Genomic DNA, 26,238 nt, shown 5'->3' with positions numbered 1-26,238 from the left:
GGCCGCCGGCCCTGACAGGACAACCCCTGTCAGGCCTCCTCGTCCTCCTCGTCCTCCCCGTCGAAGCGGTCGCGGGCCGCCTCCGTGCGGGCGCGGAACAACGCGGTCTGGTGATCGTCGCGGAGGATGATCTCGTCGTGCGCGTACCAGCATGAGCCCGGCTGTTGGCTGATCGGGTATGCCGGGATCGGCAGGCGCCGGAAGGTGGTGGCGATGTCCTCGGGCAGGCCGGTGTCGTCGTCGGGGGTCACCCATCCCATCAGGTCCTCATCGGCGAACAGGGCCTCGGAAAGGACGATCTCGGCGAACGCGACACTGACCCGGCCCAGCCAGGCCGCCCAGTCGTCGGCGGTGGGCCGGACGAGGTCGGCGCGGACCACGACGGGCGGGTCGTCCTGGTCGAGGTCCGTGACGCGTATGCCCCAGTAGGCGCAGGACTGGTTCTCGACGCGGAAGACCAGCACGCCCCGGCCCTCGTCCAGGTAGAGGTCCTGCGGGGCGAGCAACCTGTCCTGATTGTCCGTCAGATCTGGGCGTCGCCCGAGCAGTTGATAGGCCTCGCGCAGTGCCGCGGGCAGAGGCAGGCCGAGCCGGGCCTGCGCGGCGTCGAGATCGGCGGGGGCGTGGCCGTCGGTCCCGGTGAGGGGGCGCTGGCTCCAGTCGCGGGCGAAGGCGTGGATGAAACGCCATGCCGCCTGTCTGTCGGGCTGCTCGCCGACGGCCGCGGCGAGTGCGTCGAGGTCGAGCATGAGGGGCGGGGACTGTGGCTCCTGGGTCATGCGGGCGACTGTAGGCGCCGCCACTGACAAGGTTCGGCGCCCTTCTTCCCGTATTCCTCGTACCTCCGCCCGTGGTGTCGACGCACTGGGTGCGTGAGCGATCACCCACAGGCACCGTCGGATCACCTCGTCATCAACGTGCGGCACCGGGACGACCCGGTGTCGCTGGTCACCGAGGCGGACGCCTTCGCCGCGTCCCGGACGTACGGGAAGATCGTGGTCCGGGGGCCGCTCTTCGGTGTTGCCGAGCAGCGTCGCGGCGAGCGGCCGCGGGGGCGGATGCTGACCGACAAGGGCCCGGACGGTTCGCCGTCCGGGCCCTTGTCGGTTGCTGCGAGCCGCCGTCAGTTCCCGGTGACGGTGACCTTCTCGTCGTTCTTCAGCTGCTCCACCAACTGCTTCACCTTGGCCTTGTCCCAGACCAGGTTGCCGCCCGTGGAGCCGGAGATCGGCATGTTCATCGACGTGCCCTCGCCGCCCGTGACGCCCTTCATGGCGAAGAACATCTGGCTCAGGGACCAGAGCGACATGTCCTTGTCGACGATCAGGGTGTCCAGGCCGGCGCCCATCGTCGGGTACAGCTTGAACGGGTTGAGGATCGTCGACGGGGTCGCCGTCTGGCTCGCCAGCGCCGCGAGGAACTTCTGCTGGTTCTTCGTGCGGGCCAGGTCGGCCTCGGCGAAGGCGTACCGGGTGCGGACGAAGGCCAGCGACTGCTCGCCGTTCAGGGTCTGCTTGCCGGCCTGGAAGTCGGCGCCGGACTTCTTGTCCTTGAACGCCTTGGGGATGTCCAGCTCCACGCCGCCGATCGCGTCCACGATCTTGGCGAAGCCGCCGAAGCCGATCTCGACGTAGTGGTCGATGCGCAGCCCGGTGTTGAACTCGACGGTGCGGACGAGGAGTTCGGGGCCGTCCATGGCGTACGCGGCGTTCAGCTTGGTGAAGCGACCGCGGCCGGGGTAGAGCTTGCCGGACTCGGAGCCCTTGAACGAGGGGATCTCGACGTTGGAGTCACGGGGCAGGGAGATCAGCGTCGGCCCGTTCGATCCGTCGTGCAGGATCATCATCGAGTCGGTCCGCTTGCCCTCGGCGGAGCCCGTGTGGAGCTTCTTCTTGTCCTCGGCCGTCATGCCTTCGCGGCTGTCGGAACCGACGATCAGGTAGTTGGTGCCGTCGCCGCCCTCGGGGCGCTCGATGACCTTGGAGAGGTCCACCTCGCGCTTGAGCTTGGAATCGGCCCAGAAGTACGTGCCGATGGAGACCGCGAGGAGAACGACCACCAGGGTCAGCGAGCCTATCTTGATCCGGCGGCGCCAGTCGGGCGGCGGGCCCTGGACGTGGCCGCCGTCGTTCCGGCCACCTCCGCCGTTGCCGCCGGCCCGACGGCCGTTGTTGCCGCCGTAGACCTGTCCCGTGTTGTAACCGCTGTCGTACGACGCGTCGCCGCCGGAGCCGGCGGGGGCATACTGCGGCGGCTCGGGACGGCGCTGCCGGGGCGGCGCGTTGCGCGGCTGCGGCGGCACCGAGGGCCGCTGGACGTGCCGCATCACGCGGGCGCTCTCGGGACGGTCGCTGCCGCTGCCCTGCCCGTAGTGGTTTCCGCTGCGGTTGTCGTCGGTCCGCCCGTCGGGCCAGTCGCTCATGCGATCCAGTGTGCAGGCCGGGGCCGTCCCTCTTACAGGGGGTATGGGAAATCGGGGCGGGGCTGTTGCCAAGCTGATGCATTGCCGCAGGGCGCGGGGCCCCGCATAAGGTGGACGGTATGACAGATCAGGCCACGCGCCCGGAGGGCGACATACAGGGCAAGCCGACCGCGGCTTCCAGGACCACCCTCAGCCACATCATGACCGGCAACGACACCAATCTGCTGGGCACGGTGCACGGTGGCGTGATCATGAAACTGGTCGACGACGCGGCAGGGGCCGTGGCCGGCCGGCACTCCGGCGGTCCCGCCGTCACCGCCTCGATGGACGAGATGGTCTTCCTGGAGCCGGTCCGCGTGGGTGATCTCGTTCACGTCCGCGCCCAGGTGAACTGGACCGGCCGCTCCTCGATGGAGGTCGGCGTCCGGGTCATGGCCGAGCGGTGGAACGAATCCACCCCCGCCCAGCAGGTCGGCAGCGCCTACCTGGTGTTCGCGGCGGTCGACGCGGAGGGCAAGCCCCGTCCCGTACCGCCGGTGATACCGGAGACCGAGCGCGACAAGCGGCGCTACCAGGAGGCGCAGATCCGCCGCACCCACCGCCTCGCCCGGCGCCGCGCGATCAAGGAGCTGCGGGAGAAGCGCGCGGCGGACGGCATCGACGACTGAACCCCCCGAGGGGGCACGGTCACGGGCAGGCGACCTCGTCGCCCGTGACCGTGTCGAACTCGCCCCTGTTCGTCTCCTCGGCCCGTACCTTCCGCACCGCCTCGAAGTCCGCGCCCGCCGTCACCCGCAGCGTGGCGCCCTGGCCCGCCACCGCCCGCAGCTCGGCCCCGGGCAGGGCCTCGGCCAGGGACTTCGCGGACCGGTCCCAGCGCGGGTCGTAGGTGACCAGGGTGCGCTTCAGATCATGCAGGTCCGCGTTCAGCGGGGTGCGCGTGGTGTCGAAGCCGGTGGCGTGCAGCGCGTCGTCGATCTTCCTCCCCAGGCCCTCCTTCGAGGTCCCGTTGTAGACCTGGACCCGGATCTGCTGCGGGGCGACGCCGACCTGCACGGCCTTCGGCCGCGCGGGACGCTTCGGGGCGAGCGGCTCGTCCTCGCGCAGGGCCTGGAAGAGCTTCTGCGACTTCCGCTCGTCCCACTTGACCGTCGAGCCGACCCCCTTGACCGGGTAGGAGACGTCCCCCATCGGGACGGAGGCGAACTCGGACGAGGAGGGGGAGAAGCCGCGCATCGCCTGGCCGAGCTCCAGCATCTGCTCCGTGCCGAAGCCCTTGTCGGCCCGGACCGATCCCAGCATCGTCGAGACGACGTCCCGGAACTTCACCGGGTTCAGCAGCACTCCGCTGCCGGTCGCCCGCTCGATCAGCGAGGCGAGGAACTTCTGCTGGCGCTGCATCCGGCCCAGGTCGGCGGCCCCGTCGATGTGCCGGGAACGCACGTACTGCAGGGCCTGCCCGCCGTTCAGCTCGTGGGTGCCCGCGGCCAGGTCGAGACCGGTGTACGGGTCCTTCATCGGCCTGGTGGTGCAGATCTTCACCCCGCCCAGGGTGTCCACCGTCTTCATGAAGCTGGTGAAGTCGACCTCCAGGTAGTGGTCGATCTTCACGCCCGTCATGTGCTCGACGGTCCGCACGGTCAGGCTCGGGCCGCCCTCGGCGTAGGCCGCGTTCAGCTTCACCGGGTGGGCGGCGTGCTGCTTGCCGGTGGTCCGGTCCCGGTGCTCGGGGACCTCGGCGTAGCTGTCGCGGGGCAGCGAGACGACGCTCGCCCGTTCCTTGTCCGCCGACAGGTGCACCAGCATGATCGTGTCGGTGCAGTGGCAGGGCGCGCCGCCCAGCCGGTACCGCTTCTTCTCCTCCGGAGTGATCCGGTCGCGGCCGTCGGTGCCCACGAGCAGCAGATTCATGCCGTTGCCCGCGCGGGGCCGGTTCTTCATGTCCTTGAACGGGTCGATCCGGTCGATCCCGGTCTCCAGGTCGGTCACCACCGCGTGGCCGATGCCGCCGGCCCCCAGCACCAGCACGGAGAAACCGGTCACCATCCGCATGCCCCAGCGCGGCCGCTCGTCCTGTCGTCTGGACCGGTGCTGCGGCGGAAGTGCGCGGGAACGCGACGTACGGGGGGAGCGGTGCGGCGTGGGCACGGGGAACACCTCCGCGGTGCGAGGGAAACCATTCGCACAGTAGGTCCATACGATCGGATGCCCGGTGCGTGACCCGGCGGGGCGCGCCCGTATCCCCCATTCGCGGTAACGTGGCGGCCGAATAACGCCGCCCGGTGGGGTGTGAACCCCCGGCGCCCCCGAGGACCAGTCAAGGACCACCATGTCTGCCGCGCAGCACCCCGCCGTCTCCGTGATCATGCCGGTGCTCAACGAGGAACGTCATCTCAGGAACTCCGTCCGGCACATCCTGGACCAGGAGTACGCGGGCGAGATGGAGGTGGTGATCGCACTGGGCCCCTCCACGGACCGCACCGACGAGATCGCCGCCGAGCTGGTGCGCGAGGACTCCCGGGTGCACACCGTCCCGAACCCGACCGGCCGCACCCCGGCCGCCCTCAACGCCGCGATCAAGGCCTCCCGCCACCCCGTCGTCGTCCGGGTCGACGGCCACGGCATGCTCTCGCCGAACTACATCGCGACGGCCGTCCGCCTCCTGGAGGAGACCGGCGCGCAGAACGTCGGCGGCATCATGCACGCCGAGGGCGAGAACGCCTGGGAGGACGCCGTCGCCGCGGCCATGACGTCGAGGATCGGCGTCGGCAACGCCGCCTTCCACACCGGCGGCCAGGCGGGCCCGGCGGAGACCGTGTACCTCGGCGTCTTCCGCCGCGAGGCGCTGGAGAAGGCCGACGGCTACAACGTGGAGTTCATCCGGGCCCAGGACTGGGAGCTGAACTACCGCATCCGCGAGGCCGGCGGCCTGATCTGGTTCTCGCCCGAGCTGAAGGTGCAGTACCGGCCGCGCCCCTCCGTCCGGGCGCTCGCCAAGCAGTACAAGGACTACGGCCGCTGGCGGCACGTCGTCGCCCGCTACCACTCCGGCTCGATCAACCTGCGCTACCTGGCGCCGCCCATCGCCGTCTGCGCGATCGCCGCGGGCCTCGTGGCCGGTGCGGCCGTCACCCCGTGGGCGTTCGTCGTCCCCGCCGGGTACGTCGCCGCGATCGTCGCCGGGTCCGTCCCGGCGGGCAAGGGGCTGTCGCTGAAGGCGCGGGCCCAGATCCCGGTGGCCCTGGCGACCATGCACATGTCCTGGGGGTACGGCTTCCTGACGAGCCCGCGCTCGCTGGCGAAGAAGGTCATCGCCAGCCGCCGCCCGGCCGTGACCGCGTAGGTCCTGCACCCGCCCGGGAACACCGTGGGGCCCTCCGAAGCTCCGGAGGGCCCCACGGTGTGCTTGGGCGTCCGCTACCAGCCGAAGCCCGGCTGGACCTCCATGCAGGCACCCTCGTCGTCGCCGTTGAGCGCGCGGGCGCTCTTCGGCGTCTTCTCGTCGGCCTCCTCCGCGCGGTAGTCCCCGTTCTCGCGCCAGTCGGCCCCCACGGTCAGCGTGATGCCCGAGACCTCGGTCGACTTCTTCACCGCCGACATCGGGATGCCGAGCGCCTTGGCCACGGCCTGGGCGTTGCCCTCCATGTCCACGCTGGGGAAGAGCACCCCGGTACGGGCCGCCGCCTCGGTGTTCTGGGAGTCGACCACGGCCTGGGCGAAGCCCTTGTCGGCCAGCATCTGCTTGACCGCCGTGGCCCGGCCCTTGACCGGGTAGTCGAGGCCGGTGCGCGTGCCGTTGCGGACGCTGACCGGGATCTCGCCCACCGGTGACGTGGGCTCCTTGACGACCGGGGCCTTGCGCTTGGACTTCTTGCCGTCGAGCGGGACGTCGTCGCGGACCATCTGGAAGAGCTGGTCGGCGTCGCCGTCCTTGGGGAGCACCCGCCCCTCCAGCGCACCCGTGCCGTAGACGTTCGGCATCGTCGTCATGGTGATGCGTTTGGTGGGAGCCTTCTTGAGCTCCTCCGCGAGGTCGTACAGCTTCTTGACGGTTTCGAGGCCCTTGTCGACCGTCAGCGCGTCGGTCGCCGCCTCGGCCAGGTCCATCAGCTTGCCCGGGTCTGTGAGCTTGGTTCCCTTGCGCAGCTCACGGACCATCGAGTTCATGTACATGTGCTGGGCGTGGGTGCGGCCGAGGTCGGTGCCGTCCTCGAAGCCGTAGCGGGTGCGCAGCCACTGGAGGGCCTGCTTGCCCTTGATCTTCGTGGTGCCCTTCTCCAGCTTCAGCCCGGAGCCCTTGCCGGTGCTGGTGTGGGAGTAGACGTTGCCCTTGACGCAGACCGGGACGCCGCCGATCGCGTCGGCCATCGAGACCACACCGGCGAAGTCGATCATCATGAAGTGGTCGATGGTGATGCCGGTGAGCTCGTACCAGGTGGCCACGGTGCATCCCGGACCGCCGCGGCCGAGCGTCTCGTTGGTCATCGCGAGACCGGTGGTGGCGGGGTAGACGCGCTTGGTCTCCGGGTCGGTGCACTTCGGGATCTTCAGCATCGTGTCGCGCGGCATGCTGATCACCGACATGTTGCTGCGGTCGGCGGAGAGGTGCAGCAGCATCTGCACGTCGGCCAGCGGCGGCGCGCCGAAGGTGTCCTTGGCCCCGCCGAGCTTCTGGTTCTCCTTGGAGTCCCGCGCGTCCGAACCGATGAGCAGGATGTTCAGCGGGGTCTGCCCGGCGGCGTTGGCCTTGTGGTCGGCCATCTTCCGGTCGCCGAGGGTCAGATCGGCCTTCTTGAGATTGCTGTTGAGGTGCTCGTAGTAGAGGTATCCGGCCCCCGCGCCGCCGATTATGAGCAGCGCGAGAACGGAGGCGCTCCAGCGCAGCACCCGGCGCTTGCCCTTCTTGCCGTGACGTTTCGTCCCCCCGCGCCGGTGTCCGCCCGTCGAGGAAGCGGACCGCCGGTCATCGGTCCCCGGGTCCGCGCCCCGCTCCGGCGCGTCCCCGTGTAGCCCGTCCTCCGGGTCGAGTTGACCGGTGTGGCGGACGCGTGGTCGCGTCCCCTCCCCAGGCGTGCTGCTCCGTCCCACCGGGACCCCCCTGCTGCTCGGACTCGTGGTGTGGCGCGGTGACCCGGTGTCACTTGGCGCACTCTGCCTTGTCGGCGTTTGCCTGCTGAATGTCCGCCGGAACCTTCGCGGGTCCGACGATGGGTGTGCCCGCGCTCTCGAAGTCGTCGCCGAGCGTCAGCACCATCGCCTGAAGCCCCTCGGCGTCCTCGGTGCCCTGTTTCATGGCCGAGCCGGGCAGGCCCATCATGGCGGCCAGGGCGCGAGCCTGGTCCGCCTGGTTCGGTGCGTACTCCAGGGTCGTCTTCGCGGCCTTCGCCGGGGCGTTGGCCTTGTTCGACGACTTGAGGACGCCCTTCTCGTTCTGCAGCCAGGCGACCGTCGTCTGCGCGGCACCGGGGACCTTGCCGCCGTTGTACACGTCCACGCGCACGTCGCCCGCCGCGGCCCTGGGGCCCTTGAGGAGCGCGTCCTGCTTGCTCTTCGCGGCCTTCTTCTGCGACTTCACCTCGGTCAGCGAGGTGTCGCTGCGCATCATGGCGAACAGCGGCTCGGCCTTGGCCTCGTTCAGTACGACGGTGGCCTTGACCTTCTCGGCCGGGTTGTCGAGCACCGGCACCGTGGTGAAGGTGATGTTCTTGGTGTTGACCTTGCCGAGTTCCTGGGCCAGCGACGCCAGCTTCGCTCCCGTGCCGATGCCGGTGTCGACGGTGAGTGCCCTGGTCGCCGCGTCCGCCAGCTTGTACAGCTTGGTCGGGCTGGTCAGGGTGTCGTCCGACTGCATCTGCCGCATCATCGAGGCGATGAACTGCTGCTGGACCTTGATCCGGTCCAGGTCGCCGCGGTTGCCGAAGCTGTGCCGGGTCCGTACGAACGCCAGGGCGTCCTCGCCCTGGATGCGGTGCTCACCGGCCGGCAGGTTCAGGTGCGAGTCCGGGTCCTTGACCGGTTTGGCCAGACAGATCTCGACGCCGCCGACCGCGGTGGACAGCTCCTTCACCGCGTTGAAGTCGACCATCATGAAGTGGTCGACCTTCAGGCCGGTGATCTTCTTGACCGTGTCCATGGTGCAGCCCGGGTCGCGGCCCTCCTGGCCGAGACTCTCGTTGAAGCGGACGTTCGACGTGCCCGGGATGGTCTTCTCCGAGCCGTCCTCCTGCTTGCTCCTGCACTCCGGGATGTCGGTGATCAGGTCGCGCGGGATGCTCAGCGCCGTCGCGTTGGTGCGGTCCTCGGAGACGTGGAAGAGGATGTTGGTGTCGGCGTGGCCCACGCTGTTCTTGTCGCCGTAGCCCTCGTTGCCCTTGCCGGTGCGCTTGTCGGTACCGATGATCAGGATGTTGACCGGGGCGTCGGTGTCGAAGACGTTCTTGTTGGCGGACCCGCCCACGTCCACCGTGTTCAGGTTGCCGTTGAAGTGCTGGTACAGCGCGTACCCGGCCGCCGACAGGCCGACGAGCACGAAGGCCATCGTGCCGCCCGTCCACAGCAGCACCTTCTTGCTGCGGGGCTTGGACGCCTTGGACGCCTTGCGGCTGCGGCGGCCCGCCGTCTCCGTCCCGCCGGCCCCGGAATCCTCCCGGCCGCGCCGGCCATTGGCCGAACGGCGGCCGCGCTGCCCCGGCACCTCGTGGCGCGCGGACGGCCCGTGGCCGTCCCCGGCCGCGCCGCGGCGCCCGCCCCGGCCCTCACGGGACGGCGCACCACCGTGTTCCGGGCCACTGTCCCGGACCGGTCCTCTGCTGTGGGGGACACGCGGAGCGGAAGTCGGGGAAGAGCTTGCCGAATCCCCTCCGGAATGATTCAGTCGCAGTTCGTAATCACCGGTCTGCGGGTTGAGTACCCACTGGTCTGCGGGATCGATTTCGTCCGCCCGCCCACGACTTTGCGCATCCACGGTCGCTTGAGTCCTCCGTCGGTGCCACGCCAGGCGCCTCCCCCGATCAGGCGCTCGTTCTTTCGCTCCAGAAGTGCGCGGCCAGGCGGCCGGTAGCACCGGATCGCGTCACACTATCGGCCCCGTTCGGTATCGAGCGACGAGCGTGACAAATTCCACGGTCCTTACAACTGGTCATACTGCCCATTACACGCCGATCACCGGCCTCCGCTTGGGAATTGCTTTACTGCTTGCACAGGTCCGCCGCCGCGTTGTTGCCCGAATAGGTCGGTGTGGGACTCGGTCCGGAAGCCTCCGGAGAGTCGGCCGCGGCATTCTTTTTCCGGTTGTTCTTCTCGTTGTCACCCTTGAACCGGTCCGCGTCGTCCTTGAGCCGGTCCGCCGGGACGACGACGACCGGATCGTCCTCGCGCAGTCGCTTGAAGAGCCGGTCCGCGTCGGGCTGGACGAGTTCGTCCCGATTCCGGTCGGCGGCGTACGGCTGCCGGGGCACGGTCAGGAACTGCACCTTGTCGGTCGGTACGTCGCGCATGCCGCGCACCAGGTTGTACAGATCCTTGAGGCTGTCCAGGCCCGGGTCGGTGGTCAGCGCCTTGGTGGCCGCGTCCAGCACCGGGTAGAGCCGGGTCGGGTTGAGCAGGACGCCGTTGCTCTGCACCTTGTTCACCAGCGCGCCCAGGAACTGCTGCTGGCGGTCCATCCGTTCGGTGTCGCTGCCGTTGCCGATCGACTTGCGGGCCCGTACATAACCCAGTGCCTGCTCGCCGTCGAGCGTCTGGCGTCCGGCGGGGAGCTTCAGATGGGCGTCGTCGTCGTCGACCGGCTTCTTGAGGCAGACCTCGACCCCGTCCACGGCGTCCACTATGTCCTTGAAGCCGTTGAAGTCGACGACCATGTGGTGGTCGATCCTGACTCCGGTCAGCTTCTCGACCGTGCGGATCGTGCAGGCGGTGCCGCCGAGCTCGAAGGCCCAGTTGAACTGGGCGAATTGTTTCTTCGTGGCCTTGCCGTCCGAAGTGTGACAGGCCGGGATGTCCACCATCAGATCGCGCGGCAGGGACATCGCGGTGGCGCTCTTCCGGTCCGCGGCCAGGTGCAGCAGGATCGTGGTGTCCGAGCGCTGGCTGCCGCCGTCGTCGCGGCCGTACTCGCGGTTCTCGCCGGCCCGGCTGTCGGAGCCGATGAGCAGGATGTTCTCCGCGTCGCGCACCACGGAGGCGGGCCGCTCCCGCTCGTACACCTTCAGCTCGGCGGCCGCGGAGACGTCCGTCCTGATGTTGCCGTCCAGCTTCCGGTACAGCCACCAGCCGACGCCCGCCGCCACCAGGACGACGAACGAGGCGCCGAGCGCGGCCCAGCGCAGCCAGTGGCGCCGATGCCTGCCGGCGGGCGCCGGGGTGGCGCCGGAACCGTCCCCGGTTCCCGGCCCGCTCCCGCCCGCGACCGAGTCGTCGGAGTCGTCCGGCGGTCCGGCGCTTTCGCTCACGTCTGCGTCCATCCTTCACGTTCGGCGGCGCGCTGGGCCGCCGGTCGCAGGAGTAGACGGCTGAACCTCACGCTTGGTTGTGTCTCCGGGTGGTCCGTAACGCCGATCATGTACCGGAGTTGATGCGCAGTCCCGAGGGCTCGACCCGGTGTGGGCCGGACGGGTGGCCCGCAGGGTGCTTGTCACACCGCCCTGTTGGTGACCCGTTCGCTCTCGACGCGCTTCGCCAGGGCGTCCGCGTCCAGCCGCTCCAGGTGCCGGCACAGGACCACGGAGCCCCCGGCGGCCAGCGGCGCGAACAGCCCCGCGCTCAGCCCCTCCCAGCTGTCGTACGCACCCCCGGTGAGCAGCCGTGATCCGGCGGTCAGGCCGAGCCCGGCCGCGTCCTCGCGGGCCCGTGCCACCAGTTGCGCCGACGTCAGCCCGACGCCGTCCACCACCAGCGCGGGGGCGTCCGGGTCCACGGGGGCGAACGGGGCGAACCGGTCGCCCTGCCCCGGAACCTCGACCGCGTAGTCCGCGAAACCCTCCGGCGGCTGCGGGAACCTGCCGCCCAGCGGACGCAGCGCCAGGGCGATCCGTTCGCCGGAGCAGGCGCGCGCGGCCTCCAGGGTGTCCGGCCCGCTGACGACGAGGTCGGCGGCGGCAGGGTCGCCCTGCACGTCGGCGACCACTCCGACCGAGGAACAGGCGAGCAGCCAGACCGCGGACTGCCAGTGCGCGGGCAGCAGGAGCGCGAGCCGGTCGCCGGGCCCGGCGGCGAGGTCGCCCTGGAGCAGATTGGCGGTCTTGGCCACCCAATTGGCGAAGGTGGCCACCGACAGTTCGACGCGTTCTCCGGTGGCGTCGTCGTAGAAAGTGACCAAGGGGCGGGCCGGGTCCGCGGCGAGCGCGGAACGCAGCAGGTCGGCAGGGGTGCGGTCGGTGGCGTTCATCCGCGCAAGAGTACGCGGCGGCGGCGGACCCGGCGGGGCGGAAGGGCGCCGGGTACACCGGTTCGGCAGACGACCCGTCAATTGCGGGGATATGCCCGGGTAGCCGGAGTTGCAGAATTATGTCCAGGATCATTCGTATGCGTGCCTTCCTTGCATCCTCGATCGGTGTCACCTGCGCGGCCGTGCTCGCACTGCCGTCGGCCGCGCCCGCGGGCGCCGTCCCCGACACCCGCACCGTTCCCGCGGTCCCCGCCGGGTCCGCGGCCTCCGCCGACCTGCCGGGCTCGACGCAGTCCCTGCCGATGCGGCCCCTGTCGGCTCCGTCCGGCCGGGCCGCCGGCGAATCCCCCCGGTCCGCCGAGGCCCCCGGGCAAGGGCTGGCCGAACGTGAGGTCCGCCCCTTCTCCCTGGTCGGCGTCGTCTGGGACGACGCGGACGCCGAGCTCCACGGCACCGTCCAGGTCCGCACCCGCGCCGCCGGCACCGACCGCTGGTCGGACTGGCAGGACCTGGAGACGCACAACGCGGAGCACGCCGCGGACCCGGGCTCCGACGAGCGCGACTCGGGCAGCGTCCGGGGCTCCACCGCCCCGCTCTGGGTCGGCGACTCCGACGGCGTCGCGGTGCGCGTGATGCCGGACCCGCCGGACCCGCAGGACCGGACCGGGCACACGGTGTCGCTGCCCGGCGGGCTGCGCCTCGAACTCGTCGACCCGGGCGAGGACCCGGGCCCGCTTCCCACGACGGACGACGACACCGGGGCGGAGACGGACACGGAGGCGGCCACCGGGGAGGGAACGGGCGCCGGGACCGCGGCGGGTGCCGAGGACGCGGCCGGCGCCCGGACCGCGCCGGGTGCCCAGGCCATGACGGGGGCGCAGATCCTGGCGGGGATCCGGGCGGAGGCGGGTGCCCGGATCCTGTCGGGCATGCAGGCCGCGACGGATGCCGGGGCCGGGGAGGGCGCGGGGGCCGGGTCAGGCGCCGAGGCCGGGACGGACGGGCGTACCGCGGACCTCGGGCCGAGCGTGCTTCCCGCCCTGAGCAGGGCGGAGACCGAGGCACAGGCCGAGGCACAGGCCGAGGGGGAGGCCGAGGCGGAGGTCGGGGCGGAGAGCAAGGCGGTGGCGGGCGCCCGCCCGTACATCGGGCCCCGGCCGCGCATCATCACCCGCAAGGGCTGGGGCGCCGACGAGAAGCTCAGGGAACGCACCTTCGCGTACACCGGTGCCGTCAAGGCCGCGTTCATCCACCACAGCGCCACGGGCAACAACTACACGTGCGCCCAGGCGCCCTCGGTCCTGCGCAGCATCTACCGCTACCACGTGAAGAGCAGCGGCTGGCGCGACTTCGGCTACAACTTCGCCGTCGACAAGTGCGGAAACATCTACGAAGGACGCGCGGGAGGCGTGACGAAGCCCGTCCTGGGGGCGCACACGCTCGGCTTCAACGCCAACAGCATGGGCATCGCGGTGCTCGGCACCTTCACCAGGTCGAACCCGCCCGCCGCGGCCGTCACCGCCGTCTCGAAACTCACCGCCTGGAAGCTCGGCCTGTTCGGCGCCGACCCGAAGGGCAAGGTGACCCTGGTCTCGGGCGGCGGCAACAAGTACAAGAAGGGCAGGAAGGTCCGACTCAACGTCATCTCCGGCCACCGGGACGGCTTCACAACCGAATGCCCCGGAGCGCGTCTCTACAAGAAGCTCGGCTCGGCCAGGACCAGCTCCGCCCGCCTGCAGGGCCGCTGACGACGGGAGGGCCGCAAACCGGAACCGCGCGGAACCGGCGCGGACCGCTGCGACAGTCGACGGCCGACGGCCGCCGCGACTGCCGACAGGGTCGGCCGGACCGGTCTGCATACACTGGCCAGCCGAAACAGGCCAGGTCCCAGCAGGAAGCAGAGTCAGTGCCGTGACAGAGGCAAAAGAAGCGATCCTCCTGGTCGGTGGCAAGGGGACCCGGCTGCGCCCGCTCACGGTGCACACCCCCAAGCCGATGGTTCCGGCGGCGGGCGTTCCGTTCCTCACCCACCAACTGGCGCGGGCGCAGGCCGCCGGAGTCGAGCACATCGTGCTCGCGACCTCGTACCTGGCGGAGGTCTTCGAACCGTACTTCGGCGACGGCTCGTCGCTCGGCCTGCACATCGAGTACGTCACCGAACGCGAACCGCTCGGCACCGGCGGCGCGATACGCAACGTCGCGTCCCGGCTCGCGGCGGCGCCCGACGAACCGGTGCTCGTCTTCAACGGCGACATCCTCACCGGCCTCGACATCCGGACCCTGGTCGCCACGCACACGGACTCCGGCGCGGACGTCTCCCTGCACCTCACCCGGGTCGAGGACCCGCGCGCCTTCGGCCTCGTGCCCACGGACGACAGCGGCAGGGTCACCGCGTTCCTGGAGAAGCCGGAGACGCCCGAGGAGATCGTCACCGACCAGATCAACGCGGGGGCGTACATCTTCCGCCGGTCGGTCATCGACACCATCCCGGCCGGCCGCCCGGTCTCCGTCGAGCGCGAGACCTTCCCCGGACTGCTCGCCTCCGGTGCCCACCTCCAGGGCATGGTCGACTCCACGTACTGGCTGGACCTCGGCACCCCGCAGGCCTTCGTGCGAGGCTCCGCCGATCTGGTCCTGGGCCGCGCCCCGTCCCCGGCGGTCCCCGGCCGGTGCGGCGACCGGCTCGTGCTGCCGACGGCCTCCGTCGCCGACGACGCCAAGATCAGCGGTGGCACGGTGATCGGCGAGCGCGCCCGGATCGGCGGCGGGGCCCGCATCGACGGCTCCGCGATACTGGCCGACGCGGTCGTCGAGCCGGGAGCGGTGATCACCGACTCGCTGGTCGGGGCCGGTGCCAGGATCGGCAGCCGTACGGTGCTGACGGGCGCGGTCGTCGGGGACGGCGCCCGCGTCGGCGCCGACAACGAACTGCGCGACGGCGTACGCGTCTGGTGCGGGGCGGTCCTCCCGGACGCGGCGGTCCGCTTCTCGTCCGACGAGTAGCGGACGAGAAGCGAACCTCGGCGGGCGGCCATGAGCGGCCCCGGGCGCCGAGCGGCCACGAGCGGACAAGGCGTGCGGGCGGGCAAGGGACGGGGCGGCTCGGGCCGGGCGGTGCGAGGCCAGGACGTCGGAACGCCGGGACGTCCGGCGGGCTGCGGGTTCGGCGCTTACCCTCGACAGGCAGCCCCGACGACCGAGGACCTCACCCGTGGCAGGACGATTCGCACCCCGCAGCGCCCCCCGCACGGCCGTCCCGCACCCGGCGCCGGTTTTGGAGACCGGCGCGCTGACGCGGGAGTGGACCCCGCCCGGCCCGTTCGACCTGCGGCTCGTCGTCGGGCCGTTGCGCAGGGGCCCCGCCGACCCCACGTTCCGGACGAGCCGGGACGGCACGGTCTGGCGGGCGAGCCGTACGCCCGCGGGGCCCGGCACCCTCCGCCTCGCCGCCCGGAACGGCCGGATCGAGGCGGCTGCCTGGGGACCCGGCGCGCCCTGGCTGCTGGACCGGCTCCCGACCCTGCTGGGTGCGACGGACGACCCGGACGCCTTCCAGCCCCGCCACCGCCTGCTCGCCCTGACCCGGCACAGCCGGCCCGGCCTGTGCCTGGTGCGCACCGGCCTGGTCATGGAGTCGCTGATCCCGTCGATCCTGGAGCAGAAGGTCACCACGGACGAGGCCTACCGTGCCTGGCGCCTCCTGGTCCGGGGGCACGGCACCCCGGCGCCCGGCCCCGCGGACCACGCCCCCTTCACCGACCTCGGGCTGCACGTCATGCCGGACGCCCGCACCTGGTCCCTGATCCCGTCCTGGGAATGGCACCGCGCGGGCGTCGACGCCAAACGCTCGGCCACGATCCTGCGCGCGGTACGCGTGGCCCGCCGCCTGGAGGAGGCGTCGGGCATGGAACTCCCCGAGGCCACGGCCCGCCTGGAGCTGATCCCCGGCATCGGCCCCTGGACCTCGGCCGAGACCCTCCAGCGCTCGAACGGCGCGGCGGACGCGGTCACGGTCGGCGACCTCCACCTCCCCGGCATCGTCGGTCACGCCCTGGCGGGCAACCGGGATGCCGACGACGAGGAGATGCTGAGGCTCCTGGCCCCGTACGAGGGCCAGCGCCACCGGGCCACCCGGCTCATCCTGCTGTCGGGCCGCACCCCGCCCCGCCGCACCCCGCGCAGAACCCGCGGCGACATCGCCCGCCTGTAGCGCCCGCACCGCGTGATCGAGGCGCGGGCGCCTGTCGTACCGGCCGGGCACCTTCGTACGTACCCGGGCGTTTGTCGTACCGGCCGGGTGCCTGTCGTACGTACCGGCCGGGCGTCCGCCGTACTGTGACGGGGCGCCGCCCCACCGATCGGGCGTCCCGCCTCACCGCACCGAGACGAAGTCCTCCGCGTCCCGTCCGGCCCGTGCCACCGGCGCGGCCAGTGGGCGTCCCACCGCCACCGCTCCCAGCGGGTCCCACGTCTCCGGCAGGTCCAGCACCTCGCGCACCACGGAGCGGCAGAACATCGTCGAGGACACCCACGCCGACCCCAGCCGTTCACCGGCCAGCGCCACCAGGAAGTTCTGGATGCCCGCTCCCGCGGCGACCACGAACATCTCGCGCTCCGCGGTGTCCCGCCGCTCGTCCCCGTACGTGTGGGAGCCGTCCATCACCAGGCACGGCACCACCAGGTACGGCGCCCGGCGCAGCACGTCACCGCGCCGCACCCGCTTCGCGATCGACTCCTCGCTCCTGCCGTCGCGCCGCAGATCGGCGATCCACGCGTCCCGCATCGCGTCGAGCAGCCGGGTCCGCGACTCCTCGGACTCCAGCAGGACGAACCGCCACGGCGTCGTGTGGTGCGGCGCGGGCGCCGTCACGGCGGCGGCCACGGCCCGCCGCACCGCCCCCGGGTCCACCGGGTCGTCGGTGAACTCGCGCACCGTGCGCCGCAGGGTCACCGCTTCCCGCACCGCCTCCGACGTACCGAGCCGGAACATGTCGTCGGCCGCGCCCCGCACCATCGCCCGAGCGCCGCCCGCCGAGTCCGTCGGGTCCACCACGTGGCCGAGCCCCCGGACCACCGCGACCGGCAGCCCCGCGGCCTTGCCCTTGACCAGGTCACCGGCCGCGGCCAGCTCGTCGGCGGTGGCCACCACGGTCGCGCTCAGCGGATTGCCGTACGCGTCCGTGCCGCCGCGCAGATCGTCCAGCACCAGGACCCCGGCCGCCCCGATGGCCACATCGGTCAGCCCGCTGCGCCAGGGGCGCCCGAAGGTGTCCGTGACGACGACGCCGACCTCGACGCCGAGGCCGTCCCGCAGCCCGTCCCGGATCGCCCGCGCCGAGGCGTCCGGGTCCTCGGGCAGCAACAGCACCGTCCCGGCAGGGGTGTTCGAGGCGTCGACCCCGGCCGCGGCCATGACCAGGCCCTGCCGGTTCTCCACGATGCGCAGCGTGCCGCGCCGCGCCACCACCCGTACCGTCTCGGCGTCGATCGCGGCCTCCCGGTCGGCGGCCTCGACGATCCGGCCCTCCGCCTTGGAGACGATCTTCGAGGTGACCAGCAGCACGTCGCCGTCGACCAGCCCCGGTTCGGCCGCGGCGATCAGCTTCGCCAGGTCGTCCCCGGCCCGCACCTCGGGCATCCCGGGCAGCGCCCAGACCCGGTAGCCCGGCGGGGAAGAAGGAGAGGAAACGGAGGAAGGAGAGAACGCGGGGGGAGAAGCGGAGACGGCGGAAGAAGGAGCAGCGGCGTCGGGGGACTCGGCGCTCACGCCCGTACCTCCTCGGCCAGTGCCAGCGCCTGCCGCGCCATCTCCGCAGTGGCGTCGACGTCGGTCATCATCAGCGGCACGGCGCGGCAGCGGATGCCCGCGGCCTCCACCTCGTCGACCACCCCGGCGTCCACGGTGTCGACGAGCCATCCGTCGAGCAGCCCGGAACCGTAGTGCCGGGCCACGGCCGACGCCGTCGACTCGACGCCCACCGCGGCGAGCACCTTGTCCGCCATGCCGCGCACGGGCGCGTCCCCGACGATGGGGGAGAGGCCGACGACCGGAACCCCGGCCTCCGCGACGGCCTCCCGGATGCCGGGCACGGCGAGGATCGTCCCCACCGACACGACGGGGTTGGACGGCGGGAAGAGGATCACGTCGGCCTCGGCGAGGGCCTCCAGCACGCCCGGTGCGGGCTTGGCCTGCTCGGCGCCGACCGGAACGACCGCCTGCGCCTCGACCGAGGCGCGCAGCTTCACCCAGTACTCCTGGAAGTGGATCGCCCGGCGTTCGCCGTCGATGTCGACCGCGACGTGCGTCTCGACCCGGTCGTCGGACATCGGCAGCAGCCGGACCCCCGGCTTCCAGCGCGCGCAGAGCGCCTCGGTGACGGCGCTCAGCGGGTAGCCCGCGCCCAGCATCTGCGTGCGGACGATGTGCGTGGCGAAGTCGCGGTCGCCGAGCCCGAACCACTCGGGCCCCACGCCGTACGCCGCGAGCTCCTCCTTGACATGGAAGCTCTCGTCCGTACGCCCCCAGCCCTGCTCCTCGTCGATGCCACCGCCGAGGGTGTACATCACGGTGTCGAGGTCGGGGCAGACCTTCAGCCCGAACAGATGGATGTCGTCACCGGTGTTGCCGATCACCGTGATGTCCGCTTCGGGCGCGGCCTGCTTGAGGCCACGCAGAAAACGAGCACCGCCGATACCGCCGGCCAGAACCACAATGCGCATGCAGACAGTCTGTCAGGCGCAGCCTGATCCTTGCGGGGGTGGTGGTGGGCGACGGGAGGGACTGTCAGGCGCAGCCTGATCCTTGCGGGGGTGGTGGTGGGCGACGGGAGGGGTTGTCAGGCGGGTACGACGTCCGCGGTCGCCGGGGAGCACTGGGCGGCGTGCATCGGCATCTCGGTCAGGCCGGGGTAGTAGACGTGCAGGCTGACGGCCGGTTCGAGCGAGTCGTTGACCACTTCGTGCACGTAGCCGGGGGCGAAGACCCGCTGCGCGCCGGGGCCCAGGGTCCGGGCGGCGCGTTCGGTGCGCTCGCTCAGCCGGCCTTCCAGGACGGTCAGTACGCCGGAGGAGGGGCCGTGGTCGTGGTGTCCGCTGCCCTGGCCGGGCACCCAGCTGAGCAGCCAGACCTCGTAGCCGGGCCCCGTGTGCAGCCGGTGGTACCAGCGGGTGGTGGCGTCGTACTGGACGAGCGGCTCCCACCGTGCGCGGTCGGCGGCGATGCGGCGGGCGAGCCCGACGAACTCGGCCACGGTGGTGGGGTGCTCGCGGGGCGGCTGGAGGAGGTGCTGGACTTCGAGGATGTCGCCGGCGATCTGGAGGTCGCTGTTGCTGTTCATGGATGAGGTGGTTCCTCGGCATGGGAGGTGCGTGTGCGGGGTGTCGCGGAGACCGGAGAGCCGCGGCCGGGCGGGAGGAAGCCCCGCGGAACGCTCTGCGGATCTGCGGAGAAGCTCCGCGCGGAAGAGCTGGATCAGAGCCGGTGCCCTGGGGGCATCAACAGCTGTGACAGCTGGAACAGCAACAGCGGGCCTGGACAGCGGTACGGAACCCACGGACGTGGGTGGCGTACATCGCTGCGGTCGCTGGCATGCAGTCAAGGAGACCGGCTCGATTCTCCGCTGTCAACCCGGTGCCCGGTTCGGCGGCAATGTTTCACCCCATCCGGTCGGGCGGAGTGAAGAAAGGTTTATTCGGCTGTGGCGGCGGAGATGTGGCGCACCAACCGTGCCCGTGAACGCCCCTGAGGCCCCGTGACCCGACTGTGATCTTGGTCGCTTCGGTGATCGAATCCGAAACATGCGGGTGGCCCCACCCGTCTCACCCCGTGAGAGGCGAGGCGTGATGAGACCCACGACATATGTCAGTTTTTTGCCGATTTGCACACTTTCTGCATATGTTTGGTTCCGCAGAGTGAATACCGGGGCCGATAGCAGATCTTCGCTTGACTGGCTCGGAGCTACACACTTGTAATTTCACTCGTGTCGTTCGGCCGCGATCAGTAACGGCTGCATCACGGGGACGCAAGAGACAGACGAGGGGCGCACATGACCGAGCTGTTCCAGCAACTGCTGGTCGAGGACGCGGACGAGGAACTCGGCTGGCAGGAGCGCGCACTGTGCGCCCAGACCGATCCCGAGTCCTTCTTTCCCGAAAAGGGCGGATCCACCCGCGAGGCCAAGAAGGTCTGCCTCGCCTGCGAGGTCCGGTCCGAATGCCTTGAATACGCCCTTTCCAACGACGAACGCTTCGGGATCTGGGGCGGTCTTTCGGAACGTGAGCGACGCCGCCTGAAAAAGGCCGCCATCTGATCCGCGGAACCCCGCGACGAAGAGACAGAAGACGAGACGGGGCCCGCGCCGCGGCGAGCGGGACGGGCGGGGCAGGCGGGGCGGATGGCCCGCCCTCCCACGGCGCACGACCCGGCACGGCGCACGGCCGTCCCGCAGCGCATGACCCTCCACCGTGTACGGCCTGCCGCTGTGTACGGCCCACCCCGCGGACCCACCACCCGCGACAACCGAAACCCCGGACCTCCCGGACGCCCGAGAACCCGGAAACCCCGGACCCCCGGGCCCCGAAACCCGGACCGTGACCGACCATGGCCCGCCGCCTGCACCTTGCCCGCAGGCGACGGGCCATCGCCGTACCCGTGCCGTACCCGCTCCGCCGCCGTCCCGCAGCGTCGGCACCGGTACTGGGGCCCGTGCCGAAACCCGTGCCGGCACAGGGCTCCGCAGCCCTCCCGTCATGCCCCGTTCGAGCGCTCGGCGCCACCGCGGTTATCCGTACCGTTAGTGTGGGGCCCCGTCCGAGACGCGCCAACGCCCTGACGGAGCGCGCGTGTACACCGATGCAGCCCCCGGGGGGACGCCCCCCGGACCCGGCCGGAGGGCCCGTACCTCGATGTCCGTGCACAGCCAATCGGCGGCGCCGTACGCGGCCGCCGCCGCCCCCGAGTTCCCCCGGCATGTCGTCACCGCCGTGCTCGTCTCCCACGACGGAGCACGCTGGCTGCCCGACGCGCTCGCCGGAGTGCTCGGGCAGGAACGTCCCGCGCAGAACGTCGTCGCCGCCGACACCGGCAGCGCCGACGACTCCGCGCAACTGGTCACCGAGGCGCTGGGCGCCGAACGCGTCCTGCACCTCGCGCGCCGTACGAGCTTCGGCACCGCCGTCGACGAGGCGGTCCGCACGGCCGGTGTCCTCACCCCCGAGGAACTGCCGTACCTGAAGCGCCCCAGCGGCTGGGACCCCGTCAGCAGGACCTGGCGCGACGACGCGTACGAACTGCCGGAGCTGCCGCACGGCGAACCGGTGCAGTGGCTCTGGCTGCTCCACGACGACTGCGCCCCCGCCCCCGACGCCCTCGCCGAGCTGCTGCGCGTCGTGGACACCGACCCGCACGCCGCGATCGTCGGGCCCAAGCTCCGCGGCTGGTACGACCGCAGGCAGCTGCTGGAGGTCGGCGTCTCCATCGCCAACAGCGGACGCCGCTGGACCGGGCTCGACCGGCGCGAGCAGGACCAGGGCCAGCACGACCAGGTCCGCACCGTGCTCTCCGTCTCCACCGCGGGCATGCTGATCCGCCGTGACGTCTGGGAGGAGCTCGGCGGGTTCGACCGCAGGCTCCCCCTGATGCGTGACGACGTCGACCTGTGCTGGCGCGCGCACGTCGCGGGACACCGGGTGCTCGTCGCCCCCGACGCCGTCCTCCGGCACGCCGAGGCGTCCGCCCGCGAACGCCGCCCCATCGACTGCGCGGGACGCTCGGTCGCTTCCCCGCACCGCGTCGACAAGGCCGGCGCCGTCTACACGATGCTGGTCAACGCACGCGCCAAGGCCCTGCCCTGGGTGCTGCTCCGGCTCGTCGTCGGCACCCTGCTGCGCACCCTCGCCTACCTCGTCGGCAAGGTGCCCGGCCAGGCCCTCGACGAGGTCGCCGGGCTCTTCGGCACCCTGCTGCGGCCCGGACGGATCCTCTCGGCCCGGCGCGCCCGCGGCAAGGGCGCCGTCGACCAGGCCGAACTGCGCGGCCTCTTCCCGCCGCCCGGCGCCACCGTCCGCGCCACCGTCGAGCAGGTCGCCGGCAACCTCGGCAGCGGCTCCGACGCCGACTCCGGGGGCTCCCGGCACGGCGCCGTGGAGTCCGGCCCCGGCGGCGACGACGCCGACTTCCTGGAGATCGAGCAGTTCGCGCGGCTGAAGCGGATCGGCCGCAAGCCGGGCCCGGTGCTCTTCGTCGTCCTGCTGCTCGTCTCGTTCGTCGCCTGCCGCGGCCTCTTCGGCGGCGGCTCGCTGATGGGCGGCGCGCTGCTGCCCGCCCCCGCCGACGTCTCCGACCTGTGGAGCAAGTACGCGGACGGCTGGCACCCGGTCGGCACCGGCGGTACCCAGACCGCGCCGCCCTACCTCGCCGTGCTCTCGGCCCTGTCCGCGCTGTTCCTCGGCTCGACCGGCTTCGCGCTCACGCTCCTGCTGGTCTGCTCCGTCCCGCTCGCCGGACTCACCGCGTACTTCGCCTCCCGGCCGCTGCTCGAATCCAGGCTGCTGAGGGCCTGGGCGAGCGTCGCGTACGCCTTCCTGCCCGCTGCGACCGGCGCCCTGGCGACCGGCCGCCTCGGGACCGCCGTACTGGCCGTGTTCCTCCCGCTGATCGCCCGTGCCGCCGTCTCCGCGCACGGCCTGCGCGCCGCCGGCGGTGCGCGGGGCAGCTGGCGCGCCACCTGGGCATACACCCTGCTCATCACCTTCGTGATGGCGTTCACCCCCATCGTCTTGCCGCTCGCCGTCGTCCTCGGCATCGGCGTGCTCGTCCTGCGCCGCGACGACATCGCCGCCTACGGCCTCCGCTTCCTCGCCGCGATCGGCACCCCGCTGCTCGTGCTCGCGCCCTGGTCGCTCTCGCTGCTCGCCAACCCCTCCCGGTTCTTCGAAGAGGCGGGCCTGGACATCGGTACGGGCACGGCCTCCGCGCTCGACCTGCTCGGCATCAGCCCCGGCGGCCCCAAGGCCGCGGGCAGCGTGCTGCTGTTCGGCATCGTGCTCGCCGCCCTGGCCGCGCTGCTGCGCGGGGAGCGGCAGTTCGCGGTGCGCACCGCGTGGACGGTCGCGCTCGTCGCGATGGTCTTCGCCGCACTGGCCAACGGCTCCGGCTGGGCGGGCCCCGCCACCCTCGTGTACGGCATCGCGCTGATCGCCGCCGCGCTGGTCGGTGCGGACGGCGCCCGGGTGCGCGTCGCCGAGCTCAGCTTCGGCTGGCGGCAGCCCGTCGCCGTGCTGATCGCCCTCGCCGCGGGCCTCGCCCCGGCCCTGGCCGCCGTGAGCTGGATGATCGGCGGCGCCGCGGGCCCGCTGGAGCGCCGCGACCCGGTGCAGGTGCCCGCGTTCGTGGCGGAGGAGAGCGCCACCCGCGACCAGCCGCGCACCCTGGTGCTCGGCGGCTCCTCGCCCTCCACCGTCTCGTACACCCTGGTACGCGGCTCCGGGGCGCGCCTCGGGGACGCCGAACTGGTCGGGGCGGGCGGCAGCAACAGCCACCTCGACAAGGTCGTCGCCAACCTGGTCGCGGGCTCCGGCGCCGACCAGGGCGGCCAGCTCAGCGGCTTCGCGATCCGTTACGTACTGGTGCGGGACGGCGCCCCGAAGCAGATGAGCCGGGTCCTCGACGCGACCCCGGGCCTCAGCCGGCTGAGCCAGCTGGACGGCAGCGCACTGTGGCGGGTCGACCGCCAGGTCGCCCGGATCATGATCGTCCCGCCCGGCGAGGGCGGCGAACAGCTGCCCGTCGGCTCCCTCCCGGTCGAGGCGCACAGCAAGATCCCGGCGGGCGGCTCCGGCCGGGTGCTGCGGATCGCGGACGCCGCCGACCCCGGCTGGCAGGCCACGCTCGACGGCCGGCCGCTGACCCGCAAGACCGTCGACGGCTGGGCCCAGGGCTTCGAGCTGCCCGCCGAGGGCGGCACGCTGGACCTCACCTACGAGATCCCGTTCACCCACACCGCCTGGATCTGGGCCCAGTGCGGGCTGGCGCTCGTCCTGCTGGTCCTCGCCCTGCCGGGCCGACACCGCGAGATCGACGACGATCTGCCCGAGGAGACCGTGACGGTCCCCGCGGAGCCGATCGCGGGCGAGGGACGCCGGGCCCGCAGGCTGCGCGCGGCCGCCCAGGCGGAAGCTGCGGCCGAACCGGACGCGACCGCCGCCTCCGGGCAGGCGCCGGAAGCGCCGGGGGAGCACGTCCCGGCCCAGCGGGCTGAGGAGCACACCCCCGACCCCCTCCCCGCCCAGCAGCCGCAGCCGTACCAGGACGGCGACGGCCAGTACGCGGCGGTGCCGCAGCAGCAGTACGGCGAATGGGACGGGCAGCAGTACCAGGAAACCGGCTACCAGCAGTACCCGGACAACGGGTACGACGGGGGCCGGTACCAGGAGAGCCCGTACCGGAACGGCCAGTCGCAGGACGGCCCGTACCGGGACGGCCAGTACCAGGACGGCGGGTACGGCACGCACCAGGAACCCGCCGCCGACGACCCGTACCGGCAGAACGCCTACGACCCGTACGGCTACGCCCAGCAGCAGCAACAACAGCAGCAGTACGAGCCGCAGACCGGCGCGTACCCGCCCCCGGCGCCCTACGACCAGGGCGGCCACCCGGCCCAGTACGGCCCGCAGAACCCCGACGAGAACCCCGCCCCGGGCCAGAACCCGTGGCCGACCGGTAACGCATCGCGAGGCGAGTCCGAGTGAAGTCCACCAGCAGCCTGTCCCTCATCGCGGGCACCGTCGCCCTCGCCGCCGTCACCGGATTCGCCGTGCTCACCGCGCCCGGCGACGGGGACACGACCCCGGCGACGGCCGCCGCGCGACTGCCGGTGGAACGGTCCGCCCTGCTCTGCCCGGCCCCCGGCCTCGCGGACCTCTCGGAGACGACCTACACGTCCTTCACCCCGGCGGGCGACGGCGCGGGCGAGGCCGGCACGGCCGAACTGACACCGACCGCGACGTCCGCGATCACGGACGGGAAGACGGACGACGGCAAGGGCGACAAGAAGGACGAGGAGAAGAAGGACGACAAGCAGGCGGACGCCGGAAAGCCGCTCGTCTCCCTCAAGGAGCCCGGCAAACCGGCCGTCGCCGAGAAGTCCGGCGCCGACACCCCCGCCCTGGTCGGCACCGCCACCGGCCGCCTGGCCCCCGGCTGGACCGCCCAGCAGACCACCATGGTCGAGGCGGGCGAGGCCCGCGGCCTGCTCGGCGTCAGCTGCACCGTCCCCGACACCGACTTCTGGTTCCCGGCCGCGAGCACCGCGAAGTCCCGCCAGGACTACGTCCACCTGACCAACCCGGACGACACCGCGGCCGTGGCCGACATCGAGCTCTACGGCCCCGAGGGCCCCCTCAAGTCCGAGGTCGGCGAAGGCATCACGGTGCCCGCCCGGTCCAGCGTCCCGGTCCTGATCTCCACGCTCACCAGCGAGGTCGTCGAGGACGCGACCGTCCACGTCACCACCCGCACCGGACGCGTCGGCGCGGCCGTCAGGACCGCGGACGACAAGACCGGCAGCGACTGGCTGGCCGCCTCCACCGACCCGACGGGCACCCTGGTGATGCCCGGCATCCCCGACGACGCCACCTCGGTGCGCCTCGTGGCCTTCGCGCCCGGCGACGACGACGCCGACCTGGAGGTGAAACTGCTCGGCAAGACCGGCGCGATCACCCCGGCCGGCAACGACGGCCTCCACGTCAAGTCGCGAATGACCGCGAGCATCGACCTGAAGGACCTCACCAAGGGCGAAGCCGGCTCCCTGCTGCTCACCCCGGAGAAGGGCGGGAAGGGCACCCCCGTCGTCGCCGCACTGCGCGTGGTCCGCGGCTCCGGCGACAAGCAGGAGGTCGGCTACATCCCGGCGACGGGCCCGGTGGGCGCGCGGGCCACCGTGGCCGACAACCGGGCCGAGGGCTCGGTGCTCTCGCTGACCGCCCCGGAGGCCGCCGCCACGGTGAAGGTCACCGCGTCGGCGGGCAGCGGGGGCGGCGAAAAGATCGTCAAGAAGTACACGGTCAAGGGCCGTACGACGCTCGCGTTCGTCCCGCCCGTGCCGTCCGGACTCAAGGGCGGCTACGCCCTGACGGTGGAGACGGAGTCGGGCGGCCCGGTCCACGCCGCGCGCACCCTCACCGTCACGCAGGACGGCATCAAGATGTTCACCGTGCAGACCCTGCCGAACGACCGGGGAACGGTCGAGGTGCCCGAGGCCGTCCAGGACCTCTCCGTCCTGCGGGACTGAGGGCCGCACGGAAGGGGCCTGCGGGACCGGGGGCCGGGAGAGCGCGTGGGAGAACGGTGGTGGGGGGGGGGGGGGGCCCCCCCCCCCCCCAGGTCGGTGACCCCCCCCCCCCGACAGCAACAGGAAAAACAGCCCACAACGAA

The 26,238-nt window shown here is 72.0% G+C and carries 18 protein-coding genes and 1 pseudogene; 9 read left to right on the top strand and 10 right to left on the bottom strand.

Annotated features, from left to right (window positions below):
* Window positions 1-29: 29 nt before the first annotated feature.
* Window positions 30-779, bottom strand: a complete 750-nt coding sequence (locus ACWCXX_RS18670) for an SMI1/KNR4 family protein (protein WP_451128485.1) — start codon at window positions 777-779, stop codon at window positions 30-32.
* Window positions 780-872: 93 nt separating this feature from the next.
* On the opposite strand from ACWCXX_RS18670, the pseudogene ACWCXX_RS18665 reads away from it, so the two are divergent.
* A pseudogene (locus ACWCXX_RS18665) lies at window positions 873-1,064 on the top strand (DUF5954 family protein); the annotation flags it as partial.
* A gap of 59 nt (window positions 1,065-1,123) precedes the next feature.
* Here the strand turns inward: ACWCXX_RS18665 and ACWCXX_RS18660 are convergent.
* Entirely contained in the window at window positions 1,124-2,422 is a 1,299-nt protein-coding gene (locus ACWCXX_RS18660; protein WP_451128483.1) for an LCP family protein, read from the bottom strand.
* 119 nt (window positions 2,423-2,541) lie between these two features.
* Between ACWCXX_RS18660 and ACWCXX_RS18655 the strand changes: the two genes are divergently transcribed.
* Window positions 2,542-3,090 (top strand): acyl-CoA thioesterase, encoded by a 549-nt coding sequence (locus ACWCXX_RS18655; protein WP_392259965.1) that lies wholly within the window; start codon window positions 2,542-2,544, stop codon window positions 3,088-3,090.
* A 19-nt stretch (window positions 3,091-3,109) separates the two neighbouring features.
* Here the strand turns inward: ACWCXX_RS18655 and ACWCXX_RS18650 are convergent, their stop codons facing one another.
* The gene (locus ACWCXX_RS18650) at window positions 3,110-4,570 is read right to left on the bottom strand and encodes an LCP family protein (RefSeq protein WP_451128481.1); all 1,461 of its coding nucleotides are present in this window, start codon (window positions 4,568-4,570) and stop codon (window positions 3,110-3,112) included.
* A 181-nt stretch (window positions 4,571-4,751) separates the two neighbouring features.
* Between ACWCXX_RS18650 and ACWCXX_RS18645 the strand changes: the two genes are divergently transcribed.
* Complete coding sequence (locus tag ACWCXX_RS18645; protein ID WP_451128479.1) at window positions 4,752-5,765, top strand: glycosyltransferase family 2 protein; 1,014 nt, start codon at window positions 4,752-4,754, stop codon at window positions 5,763-5,765.
* Between the two features lie 74 nt (window positions 5,766-5,839).
* On the opposite strand, the gene ACWCXX_RS18640 is transcribed toward ACWCXX_RS18645, so the two are convergent.
* The 4 genes from ACWCXX_RS18640 to ACWCXX_RS18625 form a co-directional block, all read right to left on the bottom strand.
* Window positions 5,840-7,510 (bottom strand): LCP family protein, encoded by a 1,671-nt coding sequence (locus ACWCXX_RS18640; RefSeq protein WP_451128477.1) that lies wholly within the window; start codon window positions 7,508-7,510, stop codon window positions 5,840-5,842.
* Between the two features lie 49 nt (window positions 7,511-7,559).
* Window positions 7,560-9,386 (bottom strand): LCP family protein, encoded by a 1,827-nt coding sequence (locus ACWCXX_RS18635; protein WP_451128475.1) that lies wholly within the window; start codon window positions 9,384-9,386, stop codon window positions 7,560-7,562.
* Between the two features lie 223 nt (window positions 9,387-9,609).
* Window positions 9,610-10,884: an LCP family glycopolymer transferase gene (locus tag ACWCXX_RS18630; protein WP_451128473.1), complete on the bottom strand. Its 1,275-nt coding sequence runs from the start codon at window positions 10,882-10,884 to the stop codon at window positions 9,610-9,612.
* Between the two features lie 170 nt (window positions 10,885-11,054).
* Window positions 11,055-11,807 (bottom strand): TIGR03089 family protein, encoded by a 753-nt coding sequence (locus ACWCXX_RS18625; protein WP_451128471.1) that lies wholly within the window; start codon window positions 11,805-11,807, stop codon window positions 11,055-11,057.
* A gap of 137 nt (window positions 11,808-11,944) precedes the next feature.
* Here ACWCXX_RS18625 and ACWCXX_RS18620 point away from each other — a divergent pair, with 137 nt between their 5' ends.
* The 3 genes from ACWCXX_RS18620 to ACWCXX_RS18610 all read left to right on the top strand — a co-directional run bounded on the left by ACWCXX_RS18620 (window position 11,945) and on the right by ACWCXX_RS18610 (window position 16,017).
* A complete protein-coding gene (locus tag ACWCXX_RS18620; protein WP_451128469.1) occupies window positions 11,945-13,555 on the top strand; it encodes a peptidoglycan recognition protein family protein in 1,611 nt (536 codons plus the stop codon).
* Window positions 13,556-13,718: 163 nt separating this feature from the next.
* A complete protein-coding gene (locus tag ACWCXX_RS18615) occupies window positions 13,719-14,810 on the top strand; it encodes a sugar phosphate nucleotidyltransferase (protein WP_451128467.1) in 1,092 nt (363 codons plus the stop codon).
* Window positions 14,811-15,018: 208 nt separating this feature from the next.
* A complete protein-coding gene (locus tag ACWCXX_RS18610) occupies window positions 15,019-16,017 on the top strand; it encodes a DNA-3-methyladenine glycosylase family protein (RefSeq protein WP_451128465.1) in 999 nt (332 codons plus the stop codon).
* 162 nt (window positions 16,018-16,179) lie between these two features.
* On the opposite strand, the gene ACWCXX_RS18605 is transcribed toward ACWCXX_RS18610, so the two are convergent.
* The 3 genes from ACWCXX_RS18605 to ACWCXX_RS18595 all read right to left on the bottom strand — a co-directional run bounded on the left by ACWCXX_RS18605 (window position 16,180) and on the right by ACWCXX_RS18595 (window position 19,144).
* A complete protein-coding gene (locus ACWCXX_RS18605) occupies window positions 16,180-17,574 on the bottom strand; it encodes a coenzyme F420-0:L-glutamate ligase (protein WP_451128463.1) in 1,395 nt (464 codons plus the stop codon).
* A complete protein-coding gene (gene cofD, locus ACWCXX_RS18600) occupies window positions 17,571-18,527 on the bottom strand; it encodes a 2-phospho-L-lactate transferase (RefSeq protein WP_451128461.1) in 957 nt (318 codons plus the stop codon). The genes ACWCXX_RS18605 and cofD overlap by 4 nt, the downstream gene beginning before the upstream one ends.
* Before the next feature lie 116 nt (window positions 18,528-18,643).
* The gene (locus ACWCXX_RS18595) at window positions 18,644-19,144 is read right to left on the bottom strand and encodes a cupin domain-containing protein (RefSeq protein ID WP_451128459.1); all 501 of its coding nucleotides are present in this window, start codon (window positions 19,142-19,144) and stop codon (window positions 18,644-18,646) included.
* A gap of 708 nt (window positions 19,145-19,852) precedes the next feature.
* On the opposite strand from ACWCXX_RS18595, the gene ACWCXX_RS18590 reads away from it, so the two are divergent.
* From ACWCXX_RS18590 to ACWCXX_RS18580, 3 genes are all read left to right on the top strand, one after another.
* Window positions 19,853-20,116 (top strand): WhiB family transcriptional regulator, encoded by a 264-nt coding sequence (locus ACWCXX_RS18590; protein ID WP_003968728.1) that lies wholly within the window; start codon window positions 19,853-19,855, stop codon window positions 20,114-20,116.
* Between the two features lie 595 nt (window positions 20,117-20,711).
* Window positions 20,712-24,554 (top strand): glycosyltransferase, encoded by a 3,843-nt coding sequence (locus ACWCXX_RS18585; protein WP_451128457.1) that lies wholly within the window; start codon window positions 20,712-20,714, stop codon window positions 24,552-24,554.
* Window positions 24,551-26,095, top strand: coding sequence for a DUF5719 family protein (locus tag ACWCXX_RS18580; protein WP_451128455.1), 1,545 nt, complete (start codon window positions 24,551-24,553; stop codon window positions 26,093-26,095). Before ACWCXX_RS18585 ends, ACWCXX_RS18580 begins: the two co-directional genes overlap by 4 nt.
* Window positions 26,096-26,238: the final 143 nt, after the last annotated feature.

This window comes from Streptomyces sp. NPDC001732 (assembly GCF_053596315.1).
This window is presented reverse-complemented; position numbering and strand designations above follow the sequence as displayed.

Bases quoted from the DNA above. Each gene is read 5' to 3' on its own strand.
- ACWCXX_RS18670 (WP_451128485.1), bottom strand. From the start codon at position 779: ATGACCCAGGAGCCACAGTCCCCGCCCCTCATGCTCGACCTCGACGCA.
- ACWCXX_RS18660 (WP_451128483.1), bottom strand. From the start codon at position 2,422: ATGAGCGACTGGCCCGACGGGCGGACCGACGACAACCGCAGCGGAAAC.
- ACWCXX_RS18655 (WP_392259965.1), top strand. From the start codon at position 2,542: ATGACAGATCAGGCCACGCGCCCGGAGGGCGACATACAGGGCAAGCCG.
- ACWCXX_RS18645 (WP_451128479.1), top strand. From the start codon at position 4,752: ATGTCTGCCGCGCAGCACCCCGCCGTCTCCGTGATCATGCCGGTGCTC.
- ACWCXX_RS18630 (WP_451128473.1), bottom strand. From the start codon at position 10,884: ATGGACGCAGACGTGAGCGAAAGCGCCGGACCGCCGGACGACTCCGAC.
- ACWCXX_RS18625 (WP_451128471.1), bottom strand. From the start codon at position 11,807: ATGAACGCCACCGACCGCACCCCTGCCGACCTGCTGCGTTCCGCGCTC.
- ACWCXX_RS18620 (WP_451128469.1), top strand. From the start codon at position 11,945: ATGCGTGCCTTCCTTGCATCCTCGATCGGTGTCACCTGCGCGGCCGTG.
- cofD (WP_451128461.1), bottom strand. From the start codon at position 18,527: ATGCGCATTGTGGTTCTGGCCGGCGGTATCGGCGGTGCTCGTTTTCTG.
- ACWCXX_RS18595 (WP_451128459.1), bottom strand. From the start codon at position 19,144: ATGAACAGCAACAGCGACCTCCAGATCGCCGGCGACATCCTCGAAGTC.
- ACWCXX_RS18590 (WP_003968728.1), top strand. From the start codon at position 19,853: ATGACCGAGCTGTTCCAGCAACTGCTGGTCGAGGACGCGGACGAGGAA.
- ACWCXX_RS18585 (WP_451128457.1), top strand. From the start codon at position 20,712: ATGTCCGTGCACAGCCAATCGGCGGCGCCGTACGCGGCCGCCGCCGCC.